Below are 19,596 nucleotides of genomic sequence, written 5' to 3'. Positions count from 1 at the left end.
GGTTTAATGGAATGGGTTTCTTACAATTTTTGGATTGGCGTCTATGATATTCTGGCCAATCAGGGAATAATAATTTCCCAACTGGAAGAATCTCGGTGCGCGGAATCTGGAAGCAACAGACCGGACAAATACATACTTGCCATCCCGAGGATCGCCTGGTCGTACTACCCTGTAAGGATAAAGGCTGTAAATCATGCTTTCCGGATTGTTTGGATTACCAGACCATTTCTCATGGGCAATTCTCCATCTTTTGTAATCCCATACTACATGGTCCTCAAAAGCAAGCTCTACTCTGCGCTCTTGCATGATATCCTCCATGGTCAAGCTGCTAAGGCTATTTGCCCCAAAGCCTGCTCTTTCTCTAAGAGCATTGATGTAATCCACAGCATCGGCTTCTCCTAATTCAAAAGCAGCTTCTGCAGCATTCAGGTAGATTTCTCCTAATCTGAATCTCACCCACCAAACTTCACTCCGGATTCCCCTTGTACTGGCTCCTACAGCATTATCCACATACTTTCTAAGATAAAAGCCGGTATTAGATACTTCCTGAATAGAGCGATGCGGCCCACCCGGTGCCACCAGAACTCCTCCATCTGTATATTCTGTAGCAAGATTATCTGATTCGATCTGATCATAACTGCTCCCATTCCAGACCATTACACCTGCTTGCATAAAAATCTCCTGTCCTCTAAACGAAGCTCCCGGATAGATCACTGTACCGTATAGTCGGGCATCTTTATTCTCAAAGATGTCATCTACCTCATCGTAATAGATATAATCCGAACCGTCTGGAGTACGGGTCTTAAGTTCCCCGGAGCTTCCATCTAAGTATTGGAAATCCTCCACAAGATTAAGACCTGGCGTAATCGCTGAAGAGCCTAAGTTGTCCTCACGTACAGACCTGGCTATATTGTCATAAGTAAACCCGTGTCGCTTATCAGCAGCTAGAAGGAAATCCTGAGCCCAGATCACTTCCGGGTTTCCTGTTTTGGTAATTACTGCTTCATAGAAATTTTCACCTAAATCAGGATTAGACTTATACAAATCGTATCCTCCCTCTTCCAGAATAGTTCTGGAAGCCTGGAGAGATTTGGTATAATAATCATTTGCCCTGGCTGGATCTATTCCTACTTCACCTCCGGGTAATTGTATCGGAGAGCTCATAGCTCCATTATACTTGGCAAGTGATCCTGCATAGAGAGCGGCTCTACTTACCACTGCCAGCGCTGTAAAGCGATTAGCACGGGTGTTGCTGCTTTCGTTTCCTAAAGATGGCATGACTTCCTCCATTTCAGAGATTACAAAATCATACACCTCAGCTTCCGTGTTTCTAGGATACTGCAGGTAAGTCGGATCACCTGAAAAATCATAGATCAATTCTTCGGTAATGATCGGGACACCACCCATACGCTTCACATGCTCGAAATACACATAGGCACGGATGAATCGAAGCTCACTTAGAAACTGTGTCTTTTGATTCTCATTAAGTTCCGACACGGTATTCAATTTATTGATGGATAAATTGATGTCTCTAATCAGCCCATAATCCCACAATTGCCACCTGTTAAAATTATAAGTGACAATGTTATTAAGCCCATCGTTGCCAGAGTATCCTGACCACATCGCTTCATCGTAGGCAGCAAAGTCAGCCCATCCTCCAGTCAGACTGGTATGTGCGGGGAGTCTATCGTAATAATTGGAAAGTACTCCGGTTATCAGTTTGGTATCATTCCATACCTGATCATCAAGCAGGATATTTGGCGGCTGCAACTCCAGGTAGTCGGGGTCGCAGGAGGTTGAAAGCACAGTTAATAGTGTCAACCCTAAGACATATTTTTTGAATATTTTCATACCAGTATTCATTTATAGGGTGATATTAAAACCAAAAGTGATCAAGCGCTGCTGAGGATAAACCAATCCATTGGCAGATCCGATTTCAGGATCTATCCCGAATTCCTTTACATTGTCGATCGAAAAAAGATTGGTGCCTGAGGCATACACCCGCAAGGAGGATACCCCGATTTTGTCCAATACGGTAGGCTGCAATCTGTATCCAAGTTCCAGGTTCCGCAATCTCATGTACTTCACATTAGTCAGCCAGAAAGTATTGTGGCGGTAAAGGTGATCAGCTCCTGCTCTTCTGATCGCAGGATAAGTACCAGGAACCCAATCACTATCAGCATTATACAGATCTTCCCGGTGCCACCTGTCTTCAAACATGAAATCAGGAGATGTACCATTGTTCTGGAAAGGATATCTCAGCTCCCAATCTCTTGTAAAGGTCTGCATGGATGCTCCTGCAAAGCTGAAATACAGATCAAACCCCTTATAGTTTGCCGAGCCGTTGAAGCCAAAGCTCATATATGGGTTGGCTCCCTGAGCATATCCTATCGGTCTTTCATCCATCCCATTAATGACTCCGTCACCATTCACATCCTTGTAAATGAAATCTCCAGGAAGCAGATTTCTATTGCCCTGCCCATCTATATTTACCGGATAATTATCGATTTGCTCCTGGCTTTCAAACCTTCCGTCAACTTGGTACCCCCAGTTGATATTGGCCCAACGACCTTCTTGGTCATTTCTATACTCATTCCAGGAATTACCAAATCTAGGCTTATATCTTTCTATCGTTTTCAGTCTGGAAATTGTACCATTGGCACTTAGTGTAAAATTTACCGCACCAGCTTGTCCCGAATAGGTAATAATACCCTCTATCCCTCTATGCGCATCTGATTCCAGATTTTCTGAAGGCAAAGTATATCCTACTTCCGTTGGCAGGAGTACATCATATCTACCGACAGGAAGCCCGGTTCTTCTTCGCTCAAAAATATCCCCTTGTATAAACAGCTTATTATTAAAGAAATAAGAATCCACGCCAAAGTTGATGTTGGTATTCACTATCCAGGATAGATTAGTGACTGGGAGACCTCGCGGATCAACACCCGGTACGAAGGAACCATCTAGAATGGCGCTTCCTCCACCTGTAGGGATGAAATTATATCCCGAAAAATAGCTAAATGGAGCAACTATAAATTCATTGTTGCCAATAAATCTATCGCTGCCTGTTTGTCCGTAGGATCCTCTCAGCTTTAGTCCACTTAGCACCTTACCTTTTACACCTTCCATGAAACCCTCTTCAGAGATTTGCCATCCAGCGGAAACTCCCGGGAAAAACCCATACCTGTTCTCTTCATCAAATAAGAAAGTCCCGTCGTATCTCCCAAAAACCTCCAGTAGGTATTTCTCCTTATAGTTGTAATTGATTTTTGCGAGATATCCTTCTCTAGCTTCCTGATAGATTTCATCTATCAATAGATCCTGGTCTGCAAAGGACATGATCGGGATATAATTATTAGGAGGTACTGTATGTACCACCATGTGATGGTAATTATTGCTCCATCGCTCATAGGCAGCTATTGCCGATACGTAATGATCTCCCCAGTTTTTCCCATAATTTATCTGAAACTGGGCCACCTCATCTATTGTATTACGCTTCCTTCTTTCTCTCCATGGGTTTTGATTTCCCCATTCGGGTCGGGTCTCATATTCTCCTGTGTCCTCATTATAGATATACCCGTCATAGGTATATTCAAATCCATCAAAATCGAAATTGGTGAAGTTGTAGGAATAGGTTCCTTTCATGGAGAGCCCAAAATCAAATTCATATTGAGCATAGAAATTAGCTTTGATTGATCTATGAACTTCATCAATATACCCAGTGATTTCCTTAGTATAAGTGGCTGGGTTTACGTTAATGTTGTGTACATCCCCGTTCACATAATTCGGATTATCATTGGCATAAGGCCGCTCGGTAGGCCACATGGTAAAAATACTCAGGAAGGGATTGAAGTAATCATCCAATCCAGGTACCCCTACTTGCTCTCTGTTTTCCAAACGGCCGCTGAGCTGGGTCCCCACGGTCAGGCCATGGGCCAGCGTCATGTCAATATTCGACTGGAAATTGGTTCGCTGGAAAAGATAATCCTCAATCAAGGCATCCTGATCCAAGTGAGAAAGGGAAAAGAAGTATTTGGTATTTTCCGACCCACCTACTGCACTGGCATTGATGGAAGCCTGTGGAACATTGGGCTTCATGATAAAATCATAATAATCAAAGCTCTGAAAGCCCTTTTCTGTGCCTTGTTCCCATCTCCCTAAGTCTTCAGGAGAAATAGTCGGTGATCCCCCCATATTCACTTCTGATTCTGCGTTGGCGCGCACATGCTGAAAAGCATTTGCCGGACGGGGATAACGTGTAAAGTCCTGTAATCCATAGTATCCGGAAATATTGATTTCAGGTTTTTGGTTGGCCTTACCTTTCTTGGTAGTCACCAACACCACCCCATTGGAAGCCCGCATACCGTAAATAGCTGCAGAACCATCCTTCAGAACACTGATGCTTTCTATATCAGACTGCCCTAGGTTGTTGAACTGAGCCGCATCAGAAGGTATCCCATCAATCACAAATAAGGGCGTGCCCATATTTCTGATCTGCAAGGTAGTGGTCCCTCCTGGACGCGCATCTGTCTGTCTGGCGGTCACTCCTTGGATTTTACCTACCAGGGCCCCAGATGTAGTTACCGCCGGTGTCCTGATCAGATCATCCGACTTGATCTCCCCTACCGCACCTGTAACAGTCCCTCTTTTTTGCACCCCATATCCCACTACAAGTACCTCATCCAAGTTGGCCAGGTTTTCGGTCAAGGTAATGTTGATGCTGGTTTGGTTGCCTACTACAATTTCCTGGGTGTTGAATCCTATAAAGGAAAACACCAAGACACTTTCCGGACCAGGTACCGACAGCGAGTACCTGCCATCCAGATCCGTTGCTACTCCGGTTGTCGAACCTTTGACAATCACGGAAACCCCCGGTAAGGGTAAACCTTCAGCATCCAACACAGTGCCTGTCACCTCTATTTCCCGCTTCTCTATACTCTCAGACACATGACTATCAGTACGTGCAAAAGAGACAGATAAAAAAGAAAAATTCAAGGAAAACACCATGCAGATTATAAAGGCATTCTTTTGTAAAGAATTACATTTCATACTTATTATGGGTTTGATTGAAAATTTATATTATACACAATAGTGTTCCACCCTACATAAATTATGTAAGTACCATATAGACAATAGCATTTCAGGAGATCTATTTTAGACAAATAAATCCCAAGCTATTCAAAAGCTGTAAATTTTACATCACATTGTATGTCAGTAGATTATTCACATAATCCTAACCGATACATTCCTGCTTGTATTATATTTCAGCAAGGTGACGGATCTCGGACGAGATAGAAGAGGTCTTTGTAATTCATTGGCTCATCGGGTTTTGTTAATTTATAATCTGTAACTTACAATACAACAAGTACGATACAGGTATGCCATTTTACTATTCCCAAACAGAAGATAGTCATTTCGAAAGAATAATAAACCTATTTATATAGTTATTTCAAACTTATCGCACAGACTTTTGGTATAGTTATTCACTAAAACAGCAACACTATAAAATTCATCCTTTAGTATTGTAAAAACAAACTGTATTAAATCGAATAAATACTGTTTCTTGACCAAATCGTCTTTTCCAAAGTATTTTTAAAGAAACTGTTAAGCTATACCCATCAAAAACAGTACGCTCTGTTAGGAAACAAAACAGCAAAAACCCATTCATTGATTACCGATATACGGATCCCTGTGCAAAAGTCGCACATCCTTTTTTTCACCTCAAAGCTGGAACCTCAACAAGAGTAGCGCTATAGATTTACCCAAAGCCAAAACTGAGGAAATTAAAATCATCAAGGTATATTTGAAGATATTTTAAATCAAGTAACTTAGACTTATTAAAATTATTCACACAAGTATCCAACCACCCTATATCTTGAAAACTATCCACTCTTCATATTATTTCCTGTTGATTCTGCTTCTGAGCTGTACTTCTCCAAGTGCCGAGCAATCTGGCAAAGCATCAACGATCACTGCCCCTGCCCCTGTCATCATGGCTTATTATGTAGCTGAGCGGGATTACCAGCCTGAGAGTATCCCTGTGGAGCAACTGACCCATATCATTTACTCTTTCACCCATGTGATCGGAGGAGAGATGAAATTCAGAGACGAAGCCACAGCAGGGCCTAAGCTAGAGGCACTTGTCAGGCAAAAAGACAGAAATCCCAATCTGAAGGTCATGATCGCATGTGGTGGATGGGGAGCTGACGGATTCTCAGATATGGCGCTCACTGAAGAAAGTCGGTCAAGATTCATCAAAAGCGCTTCGGCGTTCATCAACAAATACGGGCTTGATGGAATGGACATGGACTGGGAATACCCAGGTATATCAGGGGCGGGCACCATGGCACGTCCGGAAGACACCAAGAACTTTACCGCACTGATGAAAGGACTACGGGAGATGTTGAACAAATTTGATTCTCCGAAAATTTTAACCTTTGCTTCTGCCGGATGGAAACGTTACTATGATTTCATAGAATTAAATGAGGTAATGAAATATGCAGACTATACCAATGTGATGACCTATGACCAAGTATCAGGGGTATCTATATATACAGGACATCATACGCCACTGGGTGATGTGAAGGGTACGGATATACTGGGAACTCCCTTCCAGCTCCATTTGGACAGTTTATATAAAAGTGGAGAAAACCTAGACCCAGATCCACGCTCTGCGGAAAAAATTGTCGATTTTTTGATTCAGGAAGGAGTAAATCCTAAACAGATCGTAATAGGAAGTGCCTTCTATGGCAGAGTCTGGAAGGGAGTCCCTCCGGCTAACAACGGACTTTATCAGCTGAGTAACGGCCTACACATAGGCTGGATGGCTTACAGCCAGATCCGGGATAAGTATGAATCGGACGGAAGATACCGACGCTACTGGGATGAGCAGGCCAAAGCACCTTATATGTATAATGCCACGGATAGTCTTTTCGTATCCTACGACGATACGGTCTCAGTAGCACTGAAAACCAGGTACACGATGGAAAAAGGCCTGGGAGGCATTATGTTCTGGGAATTGGGCAATGATACCAAGGAAGATGGCAGTTTACTGCATGCTATCTATAAATCTTCACAAAAGAAATAGGTAGTTATTCTAGCACTTTTCACCCTCACATTTCAACTTCCTAACTGACCTAGGTTAAAAAATTTATCCGAATTGATATTTGATTCCAACAATTTAGAGGCAGGGGGCTCTTTTGACCCCCTGCCTCTCAATATTGCAACACCTAGTATATTTTTCCGCTGTGATAAATATTTCGAATTTCCCAGCAGGACCACTAAGTTAAAACTTGAATGTCACGCCTACATTTAAAGCAGATACTCCATAGCCAAGTTCGGCAAATGCGCCAAAATTATCTGTAAAGAAGTAGCGCGCCCCTACAAAGCCCGTCAATCCTAGACCACTTCCATAGCTGTTCGCAACCGGGGTTCCACTCCCATCATAGGAATAGTTGACAATATTGTAGGCCAGCATGAGACCTCCATAAAGATCCAATTCAGGCACAGAGGAAAATCCGTTGTAATGATACGCTCCCCGTACACCTATCACCATATAATTCCACTTGGAAGTATAGCCCATTCCGTTGTACCTATAGCCCGTATTACCCAGATAGCCTCCCAAACTGATCACTCCGGGACCACCCACATCCCAAAAACCATGATCCACAGCAATACTGATTGCCGGTCGGGCATTGCCAAGACCGCCCAGATTGGTGCCTACTCCTATGCCGAGATTCGCCATAGTAGTCCCTTCTTGAAAGGGTTGTTGCGCATAAGCAACAGTCGCCGCAAAAACGGCCAAAATCACAAAAATTGTCTTTTTCATAGTGTAAAATTTAGTTAAGTATTCAAAATTTCATAATAAATTTAATTTCATTGCAATTTAATAGCTTTTCCAATCTGTCTCGATGGATTTGAAAAAATCCTGTTACAATTTCAAGGCCGAAAATGGCACATCGGTAAACTTACCACTTGCCTCACCGAGGTTTGATTTTGAAGCGGGTATTAATATCCCTCAGCTTGAAATTAGCGGACCCTCTGCCTTTGATCTCAACTTGGTATTCTTTCGTGATGCCCTGTTCACCTTTGCGGAGATTCCCGTAGGCTCTGCAACCCGATCCCAAGTAGGATTCGTATCCATAAAGTCAAACAATGTGCTCCCTACATCCCGTGGAAGATTACTGGCACTCAACATGAACTTAGCCAGTACTCCACCTTCATAGTCTTTGTTGACCCAATGGCACATTTCTATTGTCATTACATCATTGATAGGGCAGCTCAAAACGCAGGTATAATTTTCCTTGATGCGCAAAGTGTTTGGGATATTCCCCACTGGAGTAACCAGCGTGCCCTAACCATATATATTATATAAAGCAGCATAGAGATTTTAGGAAGGTTTTCCGGCGACAAACTCCTCACTTTGGGTTGTCTTGATCCTGTAAATTCCGTTCAAATTCTCATTTTTGGAAGCTTCCCCCTTTTCGACCTTTTTTCCTACCTTTGCATTCCGCTGGAGCGGACTAAGCTTTCCTTAAAGAAATCAAACAAATCCATTGCCCAATGGCTACAAAAAAAATTCAATCTGCCCTGATCTCTGTCTATTATAAAGACAACCTCGAACCTATCATCGCCCTTCTGAAAAAACATGGTGTGAAAATCTACTCAACAGGTGGCACCCAGAAATTTATCGAAGGGCAAGGGGCAGAAGTAATCCCAGTGGAAGAGTTGACCAGCTACCCTTCTATCTTCGGAGGCCGGGTAAAAACACTTCATCCAAAAATTTTTGGAGGCATCCTCTTCAGAAGAGACAACGAAGGAGATGTCTCTCAAGCAGGAGAATACGATATTCCGGCAATCGATCTGGTGATCGTGGACTTGTACCCATTTGAAGAGACTGTGGCTTCCGGAGCTTCTGAAGCTGATATTATTGAGAAAATCGATATCGGAGGAATTTCTTTGATCCGTGCAGCGGCCAAGAATTTCAAAGACGTGACCATCATCGCATCCAAAGACCAATACACTGAACTGGAAGGAAGGCTAAGTGCCCAAGATGGGGCTACCACGCTTGCGGATCGCCGTTATTTTGCAGCTCAGGCATTTCAAGTGTCCTCCAACTACGACACGCATATTTTCAACTACTTCAATAGAGAAGAAAACATTCCTGCACTGAAAGTTTCTGAGACCAAAGCCAAGGCACTTCGCTACGGAGAAAACCCGCACCAAAATGCCCATTTCTACGGAAATATGGATGATCTTTTTGACCAGTTGAACGGAAAAGAACTTTCCTACAATAACCTGGTAGATGTGGATGCCGCTGTGAACCTGATCGCGGAATTCAAAGGCGAAACAGCTTTTGCAATCCTGAAACATACCAATGCCTGCGGAGTGGCTTTGGCTTCTACAGTAAAAGAGGCGTATCAAAAAGCCTTCGAGGCTGATACAACATCTGCTTTCGGTGGTGTTTTGGTCACCAACCAAACTGTAGATAAAGAAGCTGCTGAGGAAATGCATTCCTTGTTTTTTGAAGTGTTGATCGCACCGGATTTCACAGAAGATGCTTTGGAAGTATTGAAAGGCAAGAAAAACAGGATTTTACTTAAGCAAAAAATGGGTCTTCCAGGCACCAAGATGATCAAGACCTTGCTGAACGGTGTGATAGAGCAAGACAAAGACTTGGCTACAGAAACAAAAGCTGACTTCACCGTAGCAACTAAAAAAGCTCCAACTGAAGCCGAAAAAGACGCGTTGGTCTTCGCGGCAAAAATCTGCAAACATACCAAGTCAAACACCATTATCCTCTCCAATGAGAGCCAGTTATTCTCCAGCGGTGTAGGCCAGACTTCCCGTGTGGATGCCTTGCTACAGGCGATCGAAAAAGCAAAGGCATTTGGATTTGACTTGAACGGAGCTGTAATGGCTTCAGATGCATTCTTCCCATTTCCGGACTGCGTGGAGATCGCCCACAAGGCAGGGATCACAGCGGTAGTACAGCCGGGAGGATCTATCAAAGATCAGCTAAGCATAGATTATTGCGACGCTAACGGCATCGCTATGGTGATGACAGGTGTGAGACACTTTAAGCATTAAGAAAGTAGCAACCTTTGAGGCGTCATTTTGACTGAGTTACGAAGGAGAAATCTCCTCGAAGGTTTCGCTCGCATAAAAAATAAATCCTTCGAGGTTTCTTAAACCTCAAAGGATAAGATTCAAGACCTTCGGAACATAAGTTTTCGAAGGTCTTTTTATCTATATGTATTCGCTTAACTGCACGTATGCTTTTTTAATTAATGCTAGAAGTTCAAATTTGTCAATTTACAGCTTGAAATTACTTGATGAGATCGAAAAATCAGTTGACACACTCGTTGAAAATGAGCAATTAGGCAGGTTGACTTCACCAGGGTTATTCCTTTCAAATTTTATCTTATTTTTTATGAAGTAAGCGATCATCAAATAGAAATCATTTCGTTCTGGGGCAATCGTCAAAATCCAGATAGAAAAAAGGTGAAGCAATAGCACTTCCGTCCCAATCTATTCAATCAACTGGGCTCTTCAAAATGAAAGCTTCCCCTTAGGCGAACAAACAACTCTAAGGATATTATTATTCCCTTTCATTTCCCCGTCCGAATCCCCTATTTTGCAATCTGAATCAAAACCGGATTTATTCCGTACTTGGTACCTTGTACCCAGTACTTCATACATTCTATGAAATCGCATAATCTCAAACTTTACAATACACTTTCCCGCCAGAAAGAGGAATTTCAACCCATAAACCCGCCTTTCGTAGGCATGTATGTCTGTGGCCCCACAGTGTACGGAGATGCCCACCTGGGCCATGCACGACCGGCCATCACTTTCGACACGGTAAACCGATACCTGACGCACTTAGGCTATAAAGTCCGCTATGTACGCAACATCACCGATGTGGGACACCTGCAAGGAGATGCCGATGAAGGAGAGGATAAAATCGCCAAAAAAGCCAAGCTGGAACAGCTGGAACCAATGGAAGTGGCCCAGCAATATACGGACAGCTACCATAGAGACATGGCACTCTTGAATACGTGGAAACCGAGCATAGAACCACGCGCCACAGGTCATATTCCTGAGCAGATTGCTTTGGTAGAAGCCATCTTGAAGGAAGGTTTGGGGTATGAAGTCAACGGCTCTGTCTATTTCGATGTGTTGAAATACAACGAAACCAGTAACTACGGAAAGCTTTCGGGTAGAGATTTGGAAAATCTGATGAGCGGAAGCCGTTCGCTGGACGGACAGGATGAAAAGCGAAATCCGGTAGATTTTGCACTTTGGAAAAACGCTTCACCGGAACATTTGATGAAGTGGGATTCCCCGTGGGGAGTTGGATTTCCTGGCTGGCATCTGGAATGTACAGCCATGAGTGCCAAGTATCTGGGCAAGCAATTTGATATACACGGAGGTGGAATGGATCTACTTTTCCCCCATCACGAATGCGAAATCGCTCAGGGAAACGCATGCAACCATCAGGATCCGGCCAAATACTGGATGCACAATAATATGATCACCATCAACGGGCAGAAGATGGGGAAGTCACTGGGTAATTTCATCAACTTGCAAGAGCTTTTCACAGGAGACCATAAACTTCTGGATCAGGCCTACAGTCCAATGACGATCCGGTATTTCATCCTTACGGCACATTACCGCTCTACACTGGATTTTTCCAATGAAGCACTTCAAGCGGCGCAGAAAGGATATAAAAAACTGATCAATGGTCTGAGAATTTCCAAGTTATTGAAGTTCGAGGCAAATGATGCAGCACAGGACGAAGAGCAAATCAAGCAGGTGGAACAGATCATCGCCAATGCTTACAGGGCTATGGACGATGACTTCAACACGGCGCAGGCTATCGGCCATGTATTCAACTTGCTGAAGAAAATCAATTCCATGTACACGGGGCAATTACCCCCTTCCGTCTTTGGTGAGGCCATTTTCCATAAATTGATTGAGACATTCGGCATATTTGTCTCGGATATTTTAGGTTTGATCGAGGAAAAGTCAGATACTCAAAATGAGATGTTAAATTTACTGCTGCAACTGTATTCTGAGGCAAAAACCGCCAGGGAGTATTCAAAAGTGGACGAGATCAGGGCAGGATTAAAAGCATTGGGTTTCGTCGTAAAAGATATGAAAGACAAAATCGACTGGGCATATGAAGAATAGAATATGGATTATTGCCCTGTTGGCATTCGTCTGGGCATGTGGAGGATCTGAAGAATCCAACGAGACACAAACAGTACAAAAAACCATAAAACCTTATCCAGCTTTCAGCCCTGATTCGGCTTACGCGTTTGTGCAGAAACAGGTGGATTTTGGCCCCAGGGTACCGGGAACCGAGGCACATAAAGCAACGAAAAACTGGCTTATATCAAAGTTTGAAAGCTATGGATTTGCGGTAGAAACGCAGGATTTCGAGGCAAAAACATACGATGGACTTACCTGGAACCTGAGTAATATCATTGCCTCCTACAATCCTGAGGCAAGCAAAAGAATACTCTTGGCCGCACACTATGATACCCGCAGAATAGCCGACAAGGATACTGAGCGAATCGATGAACCCATAGACGGCGCGAATGACGGAGGCAGCGGAGTGGGTGTCCTTTTGGAGATCGCACGGGTGATAGGCACCCAGGAGCTCAAACCTGACGTGGGCATAGATATCATCTTATTTGACGGGGAAGATGATGGGGAGCCAGAAGGCTCCCAAACAAGAAACCGGGAACAGGACTTCTGGTGGTGTCTAGGCTCGCAGCACTGGTCCCAGAATAAGCACAAGCCTAACTATTCCGCCTACTACGGGATTTTGGTCGATCTGGTAGGGGCCAAAGGGGCAAGATTTCATAGAGAAGGTTATTCCCGGAAATACGCCTCGGGCATCTTGAAGAAAGTCTGGGACAATGCTGCCCAAATCGGACAGGGAGATTTTTTCATCTACAAAGATTCACCCGAAATCATGGATGATCATCTTTTTGTAAATGAATATGCAAAAATCCCGATGATAGACATCATCGAGTTTTCCCCGGACTATGGCTTTGGCCAATATCATCACAAACACGCTGATAATATGGACATCATAGACCGCCGAACTTTGCAAGCTGTAGGAGAAACCGTTTTATTTACGGTTTACCAAGAGTAAAAGCTTATCTTCCCATATTAGAATCGTCCTATCAGGAGGGTTTTAAGTGACAGTTAATTGATTTAGCCAAATGAAAAAAGGACATCAGGTTACGATGAAGGAAATAGCCAAGAAATTGGGGGTTTCAGTATCGACAATTTCCAGGGCATTGAAAGATTCACCAGAGCTGCATCCTGACACTAAGAAAAGAATAGTGGAGATGGCTAAGGAAATGAATTATCAGCCTAATCTATTGGCCCAGAGCCTTAGGATCAGCCGAACCAATACCCTGGGAGTAATTGTCCCGGAGATCACCTCACATTTTTTTGCCTCCTGTATCTCGGGAATCCAGGACTATGCAAACAAGCGAGGATATAATGTAATGATCTGCCAGTCCAACGAGACACTGGAATTGGAAAAAACGAATATCAGAACCTTGGTCGCCTCGCAGGTGGACGGTCTGCTGATCTCCTTAAGCCGTGAAACGAACAAATATGAGCACTTATTGGATCTTTATAACAGAGAGATCCCTTTCTTGCTGTTTGACAGGGTAAACGAGGATATTCCTGTGTCCAGAGTCACTTTCAATGATGAAGGCGGCGCCTATCAGGTCACCAAGCATATGTTGGAGACTGGCTGCAAGCGGATAATGTACGTCTCAGGCCCGGAGGACCTATATATCAGCAAAAAAAGAAAAGAAGGGTATCTTCATGCATTAGGTGAATTCGGTATAGCACCTGAGGCGGAATTGATAAAAATAAGCGATCTCACCGAGCAGGGCAATATCAGGATAGCAAAGGAAATCACAGAGATGGAGAATAGACCTGATGCCGTATTTTGCATGATAGACCCTGTTGCCCTGGATTTATTGGCTGTCTGGAAATCTCTTGGAATCAAAGTACCAGAGGACATGGCTCTTGCAGGTTTCACCAACAATCCGGCTTCAGCAGTGGTGGAGCCACCGCTCACTACAGTAGCCCAGCCTGGCTATGAAATGGGAAAACTTGCAGCGACCCACCTTCTTGACCAATTGGAGGGACAAGCTTCGGACGATCCCATATCTATTGTCTTAGAGACCACTTTGCTGCCTCGCAAATCGACAAAATCGATCTGATTTATCAAATCCAGCAAAGCACATCCTTCGCACTGAGAGATGATCAGTCCGCTGGAAATCCAGAATATCAGTCACAGCAGAGCTATAACTATAGAAACACAACAATAAACAGGCAGGCATGTCGGAAGCGACATAGAGAGAGATGGCTATTCATCGTGTGAGATTTCCCCTACAGACAGGCAGGTGTGGCCGCTGAATAACAATTATAGACAAATGAAAGACAAAATCACCCAATCCTTTACCAAATTATTTGGCAACCAACCTATAGTCGCTTTCGCACCTGGGCGGATTAATTTGATCGGGGAACACACCGATTATCAGGAGGGATTAGTATTCCCGGCAGCCGTAGAGCAGGGAATTTGGGTGGGCATACAGAAAAACGGGCTATCTACCTGTCGGCTTTTTTCTGTTGACTTTGAGGAAGAGTTTGTGTTTGATATCCACTCCTTTTCTCCTAAAAAAAATCACTGGGCAAACTATATTATGGGGGTAGCTTCCCAGTTCCAGCAGGCTGGTTATAAGTTGGAGGGATTTGATCTTGCCTTCGGAGGGAATATTCCCGCGTCGGGTTTGTCATCTTCCGCCGCACTCTCAATAGCTATAGGAACAGGCCTTTCTGAGGTGTTTAAATTGACTATCACGAAAAAGTCAATCGTGCTCTACGCCCAGAAATCAGAACATCTTTTTGCCGGAGTGAAATGCGGTATAATGGATCCCTATGCCTCAGCATTTGGGGTAAAAGACCGTGCCTTATTGCTGGATTGCCGTACCAATACCCATTTTGAAGTAGAGGCTGATTTCGGGGAGCACTCCCTCTTACTTGTAAACTCCAAAGTAAAACATAACCTCGCAGACTCTGCCTATAACCAGCGTAGGGAAGCCTGTGAAGAAAGTGTGAGGATATTGCGGAAAATCTATCCTGAGGCGACCTCACTGAGGGATATTCCGGTGAAGGATCTGGAAAAAGTGAAAAAACTATTACCTGCCGAGCTATTCCCAAAAGCAAAACATGTCATCTCCGAGATAGACCGCGTGACCCTAGCTTCTAATGCCCTGCACGCCGGAGATCTGAACGTATTTGGAACACTGCTGAAGGAATCCCACCTCAGCCTCAGTAAAGACTTTGAAGTCAGCTGTGCCGAACTGGATTTTCTGGCTGAGAAATCCTGGGATTTGCCCGGAGTGATCGGATCCAGGATGATGGGTGGAGGCTTTGGAGGCTGCACGATCAATCTGGTGGCCAACTCCAGAGTTCAAAATTTCCAGGACCAACTATATTCAGCATACAAGGAAAATTTCGATATTGAGGCAGATTTCATTCCTGTATCCCTCTCAGAAGGAGCTAGAATACTCGAATAACCCACCATTCAAACACCTATTGTTTCAAAAAGACAATTTATGCGGATTTTATCAAAAAAATACCCCATTTTGTAGATCCAATTCTGGATAGAACTTAAAGCCTATTTTCCCAAAATCTTAAAACCTATGAATTTCCCAAAAAACCTAAGAAGCCTGTTGCTGATTGGACTCATTGCTTGTGTAGGTTTCTGGAGCTGTAATTCCCGCTCCGGAAAACCAAAAGTACTTGTGTTCAGCAAAACAGCGGGATTTTACCATGAATCCATACCCAATGGAATAGCCGCAATACAAAAACTAGGCTCTGAAAATAACTTTGAGGTGGACACCACTACTCAAAGCAGCAGCTTCAACGAAAAAAACCTGTCCCAATATGCCGCGGTAATATTTCTCAGCACCACAGGTGATGTACTGGACCATGTTCAGGAAGCTGAATTTGAGCGATACATCCAAGCCGGAGGAGGCTTTGTAGGTATTCACGCAGCAGCAGACACCGAATATCACTGGGGCTGGTATGGCCGTATGGTCGGTGGTTACTTTGCTGATCATCCAGGCATCAACGATCCCCACCCTAACGTACAGGCAGGCAAAATCAATGTGGTTGATGCAGGCAATGATGCTACATCTTTTTTGCCAACCCCATGGGAAAGAACCGACGAATGGTATTCATATAAGAAATTGAATCCTGAGGTAAACGTTTTGCTAAACCTGGATGAGGAATCATATCAGGGTGGAATGGATATGGGTGAGCACCCGATCGCCTGGTACCATGACTACGATGGCGGGCGTGCTTTCTATACCGGAGGTGGCCACACCAATGCATCCTTTACCGAGGAGCTATTCCTAAAGCATCTATTGGCTGGAATCAACTATGCTATAGGGGGAAACAAAGAACTGAACTATTCTAAAGCCAGGAGCAAAAAGGTACCTGAAGAGAACAGGTTCTCAAAGACCATGCTGGCCTTAGGTGACTTCACAGAACCTACAGAACTGACGGTACTTCCTAATCTGGATATCTTGGTGGCTCAGAGAAGAGGAGAAATCCTCTATTATAACAGCCAGACAGAAGAGCTATCAGAAGTAGCGAAACTTGATGTCTATTGGAAAACTTCCGTGAGAGGAGTAAATGCCGAAGAAGGGGTATTAGGATTGCAAAAAGACCCAAACTTCGCTAAGAATAACTGGGTATATGTATTCTACTCCCCTACAGCCAAAGAAGTAAACCGCCTTTCCAGATTCAAATTTAAGGACGGAGTCTGGGATATGGCCTCAGAGCAGATTATCCTTGAACTTTATTCCCAGAGAGAGATATGCTGCCATACTGGTGGTTCCATTGCCTTTGGTGCAGACGGGAACCTGTTTCTATCCACTGGCGATAATTCCACTCCTTTCAACCAGCCAAACAGCAAGTATATCACCAGCGGCTATGCGCCATTGGATTCCAGAGAAGGCAACAAGCAATTCGATGCCAGGAGAAGCTCTGGAAACTCAAATGACCTAAGGGGGAAAATCATCAGAATTAAAGTCAACGAAGATGGTTCCTATGAAATACCGGCAGGTAACCTCTATGCACCAGGCACAGAAGGAACAAAGCCGGAAATCTATGTGCAAGGTCTTAGAAACCCATACAGAATCTCGATAGATCAGAAGACAGGATATCTATATTGGGGAGAAGTAGGGCCGGATGCAAGTAATGACAGTACCGAAACCCGTGGCCCACGTGGCTACGACGAAATCAATCAGGCACGGAAAGCAGGGAACTTTGGCTGGCCGTATGTGATCGCTGACAACTTACCTTATCGGGAATACGACTATTCAAATGGTACTTCAGGAGAGTTGTATGATATTGACGGGCCAAGAAACAATTCCCCACACAACACCGGCATAGAGAAATTACCTCCAACAGAACCTGCGTTCATCTGGTATCCTTATGGTGAATCAACGGATTTCCCAGACATGGGAACGGGTGGCAGAAATGCGATGGCAGGGCCGGTTTATTACTCCGACATGTACGAAGGAGATAGCAAATTACCCGATTATTTTGATGGAAAACTGCTTATCTACGACTGGGTAAGAGGCTGGATCAAGGTAGTGACAATGACAGAATCCGGAGATTATGACAAGATGGATCCCTTCATGCCTAACACGAAGTTCAATGCACTTATAGACATGGAAATGGGACCGGATGGGCATATCTATGGATTGGAATATGGCAATGGCTGGTTTTCTAAAAATGAGGATTCCGGGCTTTTCCGTATAGATTACAACGGCGGCAACAGAGCCCCTATCGTTTCAGAAATTACCGTGGACAAAACCTCAGGGGCCAATCCTCTGACAGCCACTTTCACTGCAAAATCTTCAGATCCGGAAGGAGATCCTATGACTTATACCTGGGATCTTGGAAACGGGGAAACCAAAACTACCGAAGAGCCTACCTTAACCCACACCTTCGATACTGTAGGGGAATATGCAGTAAATGTCACAGCAAAAGACCCTGCCGGACTGCAAGGCGAAGGAACTGCAGTTCACGTGTATTCCGGAAACATTGCCCCGGAAGTGAGCATTGCTATCAAAGGAAACAAGACATTCTATTTCCCTGGAAAAGAAGTAGCATACGAGGTGACGGTAAAGGATGAAGACCACCCAGATGCCTCAGAAGATCTGGAAAACCTGTACGTAAGCGCGGATTACCTAGAGGGGCTGGATCAGGCAGAAGCAAACCAGGGACATAAGATCATGACAGATGCCATGGTAGGGAAATCCCTGGTGGCGTCCATGACCTGTAAAACCTGCCACAAAGAAGCCGAAGCATCCATAGGCCCTGATTATACCAGCGTAGCCAAAAAATATTCTGAAAAGGATATAGACTACCTGAAAAACAAAATCAGAAACGGCGGAGGAGGAGTATGGGGAGAGACTGTAATGCCTGCAAATCCTGACCTACCGGAGTCAGAACTGAATGCATTGATCAGCTACATCCTTTCTTTGGATGGAGTCAATCAAAAAACACTTCCTAGTGCCGGCTCAGTCAACTCAACCATGGACAAAACCCCTACCCCAACTGGAGTCTTGATGATCAGTGCTTCATATACGGACAAAGGGGGCGAAGGCATCAAGCCATTGACAGGATCTACCGCATACCTGCTCTCCAGCAATACCATAGATCTGGCAAGTACAGTGGATCTGGAAGGAGGATATAGCAAAATGAACTACGGTGGTCAAAACCTGCTCACGGTTCCTGCCGACCCGGCATCATTTGCCATTGCCAAGGTTGATCTCACGGACATCGCCTCAGTTACCCTGAACACAGCAGCTACTGCCAAGCTTACTGATGGTTTTGTCTTCGAACTCAGACTGGACAGCCCTGATGGAACAATCGTTGGAAGCAAAGAATATGTGCAAGGCCCTATGAAGGGACCTGAAGGCGCTCCTTCATTTGAGCAGATAACTATCCCTGTCACAGGTCAGGCTGATGGAAAAATCCATAAGTTGTATGTCACTACCAAAACAATCAAAGGCGGTGAAGCAGGAATGTTTATCCTTGCTGGACTAACGTTCAACGCGAAATAAGTCTAGTCATAATGCAGAAAATCCAACCTCAGAAACGGGGTTGGATTTTTTTGTTTGCAGCCTAAAAGGCCTACTTTATTTCTCCAGGATAAAAACACCAAATGTGCAGGGCTGATCGCAAATACCTTTACATTACTGATCGTACCGTTGGCACTCTGAAAACAGATCGACTTCCTTAACCCAGAATTGCATTCTGGGCATTTACTGTTCTTGCCTTTGGCAAGGGAAATGATTTTGCCAGAGATCATTTTGAGTGTTTGTGCCAACCGCACAACAGCTAACTGCCCTGAATGCAGTAAAGCGAAATTCAGGGTTAGGGATCCGAACGGATTCGCCAAAAGTGCCAACGGCACGTTCGGTAAATTCTGTATTGATCCTACACGGCTGGAAATCCCTATATTTCCTGTAA

General features: G+C 44.2%; 11 protein-coding genes. 8 read left to right on the top strand and 3 right to left on the bottom strand.

All coding sequences use genetic code 11. From position 1 onward, the window contains the following. Nucleotides 1-3: 3 nt before the first annotated feature. Both LZF95_RS00300 and LZF95_RS00295 read right to left on the bottom strand, forming a co-directional pair. A complete protein-coding gene (locus tag LZF95_RS00300; RefSeq protein WP_233752917.1) occupies nt 4-1,851 on the bottom strand; it encodes a RagB/SusD family nutrient uptake outer membrane protein in 1,848 nt (615 codons plus the stop codon). Between the two features lie 12 nt (nt 1,852-1,863). Next, nucleotides 1,864-5,049, bottom strand: coding sequence for a TonB-dependent receptor (locus LZF95_RS00295; protein ID WP_233752916.1), 3,186 nt, complete (start codon nt 5,047-5,049; stop codon nt 1,864-1,866). 826 nt (nt 5,050-5,875) lie between these two features. Between LZF95_RS00295 and LZF95_RS00290 the strand changes: the two genes are divergently transcribed. After that, a complete protein-coding gene (locus tag LZF95_RS00290; protein WP_233752915.1) occupies nt 5,876-7,087 on the top strand; it encodes a glycoside hydrolase family 18 protein in 1,212 nt (403 codons plus the stop codon). 198 nt (nt 7,088-7,285) lie between these two features. Here LZF95_RS00290 and LZF95_RS00285 read toward each other — a convergent pair whose 3' ends face one another. Continuing rightward, nucleotides 7,286-7,828: a hypothetical protein gene (locus tag LZF95_RS00285; RefSeq protein WP_233752914.1), complete on the bottom strand. Its 543-nt coding sequence runs from the start codon at nt 7,826-7,828 to the stop codon at nt 7,286-7,288. Between the two features lie 82 nt (nt 7,829-7,910). On the opposite strand from LZF95_RS00285, the gene LZF95_RS00280 reads away from it, so the two are divergent. From LZF95_RS00280 to LZF95_RS00250, 7 genes are all read left to right on the top strand, one after another. Further along, on the top strand, nt 7,911-8,225 hold the full coding sequence (locus LZF95_RS00280) for a hypothetical protein (protein ID WP_233752913.1): 315 nt from the start codon (nt 7,911-7,913) through the stop codon (nt 8,223-8,225). 337 nt (nt 8,226-8,562) lie between these two features. Beyond that, nucleotides 8,563-10,089: a bifunctional phosphoribosylaminoimidazolecarboxamide formyltransferase/IMP cyclohydrolase gene (gene purH, locus LZF95_RS00275; protein ID WP_233752912.1), complete on the top strand. Its 1,527-nt coding sequence runs from the start codon at nt 8,563-8,565 to the stop codon at nt 10,087-10,089. Nucleotides 10,090-10,704: 615 nt separating this feature from the next. Continuing rightward, nucleotides 10,705-12,195, top strand: coding sequence for a cysteine--tRNA ligase (cysS, locus tag LZF95_RS00270; protein ID WP_233752911.1), 1,491 nt, complete (start codon nt 10,705-10,707; stop codon nt 12,193-12,195). Further along, nucleotides 12,185-13,168 (top strand): M28 family peptidase, encoded by a 984-nt coding sequence (locus LZF95_RS00265; protein WP_233752910.1) that lies wholly within the window; start codon nt 12,185-12,187, stop codon nt 13,166-13,168. Before cysS ends, LZF95_RS00265 begins: the two co-directional genes overlap by 11 nt. A 70-nt stretch (nt 13,169-13,238) precedes the next feature. Continuing rightward, nucleotides 13,239-14,261, top strand: coding sequence for a LacI family DNA-binding transcriptional regulator (locus tag LZF95_RS00260; protein ID WP_233752909.1), 1,023 nt, complete (start codon nt 13,239-13,241; stop codon nt 14,259-14,261). A gap of 213 nt (nt 14,262-14,474) precedes the next feature. Beyond that, the gene (galK, locus tag LZF95_RS00255) at nt 14,475-15,620 is read left to right on the top strand and encodes a galactokinase (protein ID WP_233752908.1); all 1,146 of its coding nucleotides are present in this window, start codon (nt 14,475-14,477) and stop codon (nt 15,618-15,620) included. A 126-nt stretch (nt 15,621-15,746) separates the two neighbouring features. Further along, nucleotides 15,747-19,187: a ThuA domain-containing protein gene (locus tag LZF95_RS00250; RefSeq protein WP_233752907.1), complete on the top strand. Its 3,441-nt coding sequence runs from the start codon at nt 15,747-15,749 to the stop codon at nt 19,185-19,187. The last annotated feature ends 409 nt before the right edge of the window (nt 19,188-19,596 follow it).

This window comes from Algoriphagus sp. AGSA1 (assembly GCF_021390545.1).
In the GTDB taxonomy this organism is placed as follows: Bacteria; Bacteroidota; Bacteroidia; order Cytophagales; family Cyclobacteriaceae; genus Algoriphagus.
This window is presented reverse-complemented; position numbering and strand designations above follow the sequence as displayed.

What these genes read in the sequence shown, in the direction of transcription:
- LZF95_RS00300 (WP_233752917.1), bottom strand. Translation starts at nt 1,851, where the DNA reads ATGAAAATATTCAAAAAATATGTCTTAGGGTTGACACTATTAACTGTG.
- LZF95_RS00295 (WP_233752916.1), bottom strand. Translation starts at nt 5,049, where the DNA reads ATGAAATGTAATTCTTTACAAAAGAATGCCTTTATAATCTGCATGGTG.
- LZF95_RS00285 (WP_233752914.1), bottom strand. Translation starts at nt 7,828, where the DNA reads ATGAAAAAGACAATTTTTGTGATTTTGGCCGTTTTTGCGGCGACTGTT.
- LZF95_RS00280 (WP_233752913.1), top strand. Translation starts at nt 7,911, where the DNA reads ATGGATTTGAAAAAATCCTGTTACAATTTCAAGGCCGAAAATGGCACA.
- purH (WP_233752912.1), top strand. Translation starts at nt 8,563, where the DNA reads ATGGCTACAAAAAAAATTCAATCTGCCCTGATCTCTGTCTATTATAAA.
- cysS (WP_233752911.1), top strand. Translation starts at nt 10,705, where the DNA reads ATGAAATCGCATAATCTCAAACTTTACAATACACTTTCCCGCCAGAAA.
- LZF95_RS00265 (WP_233752910.1), top strand. Translation starts at nt 12,185, where the DNA reads ATGAAGAATAGAATATGGATTATTGCCCTGTTGGCATTCGTCTGGGCA.
- LZF95_RS00260 (WP_233752909.1), top strand. Translation starts at nt 13,239, where the DNA reads ATGAAAAAAGGACATCAGGTTACGATGAAGGAAATAGCCAAGAAATTG.
- galK (WP_233752908.1), top strand. Translation starts at nt 14,475, where the DNA reads ATGAAAGACAAAATCACCCAATCCTTTACCAAATTATTTGGCAACCAA.
- LZF95_RS00250 (WP_233752907.1), top strand. Translation starts at nt 15,747, where the DNA reads ATGAATTTCCCAAAAAACCTAAGAAGCCTGTTGCTGATTGGACTCATT.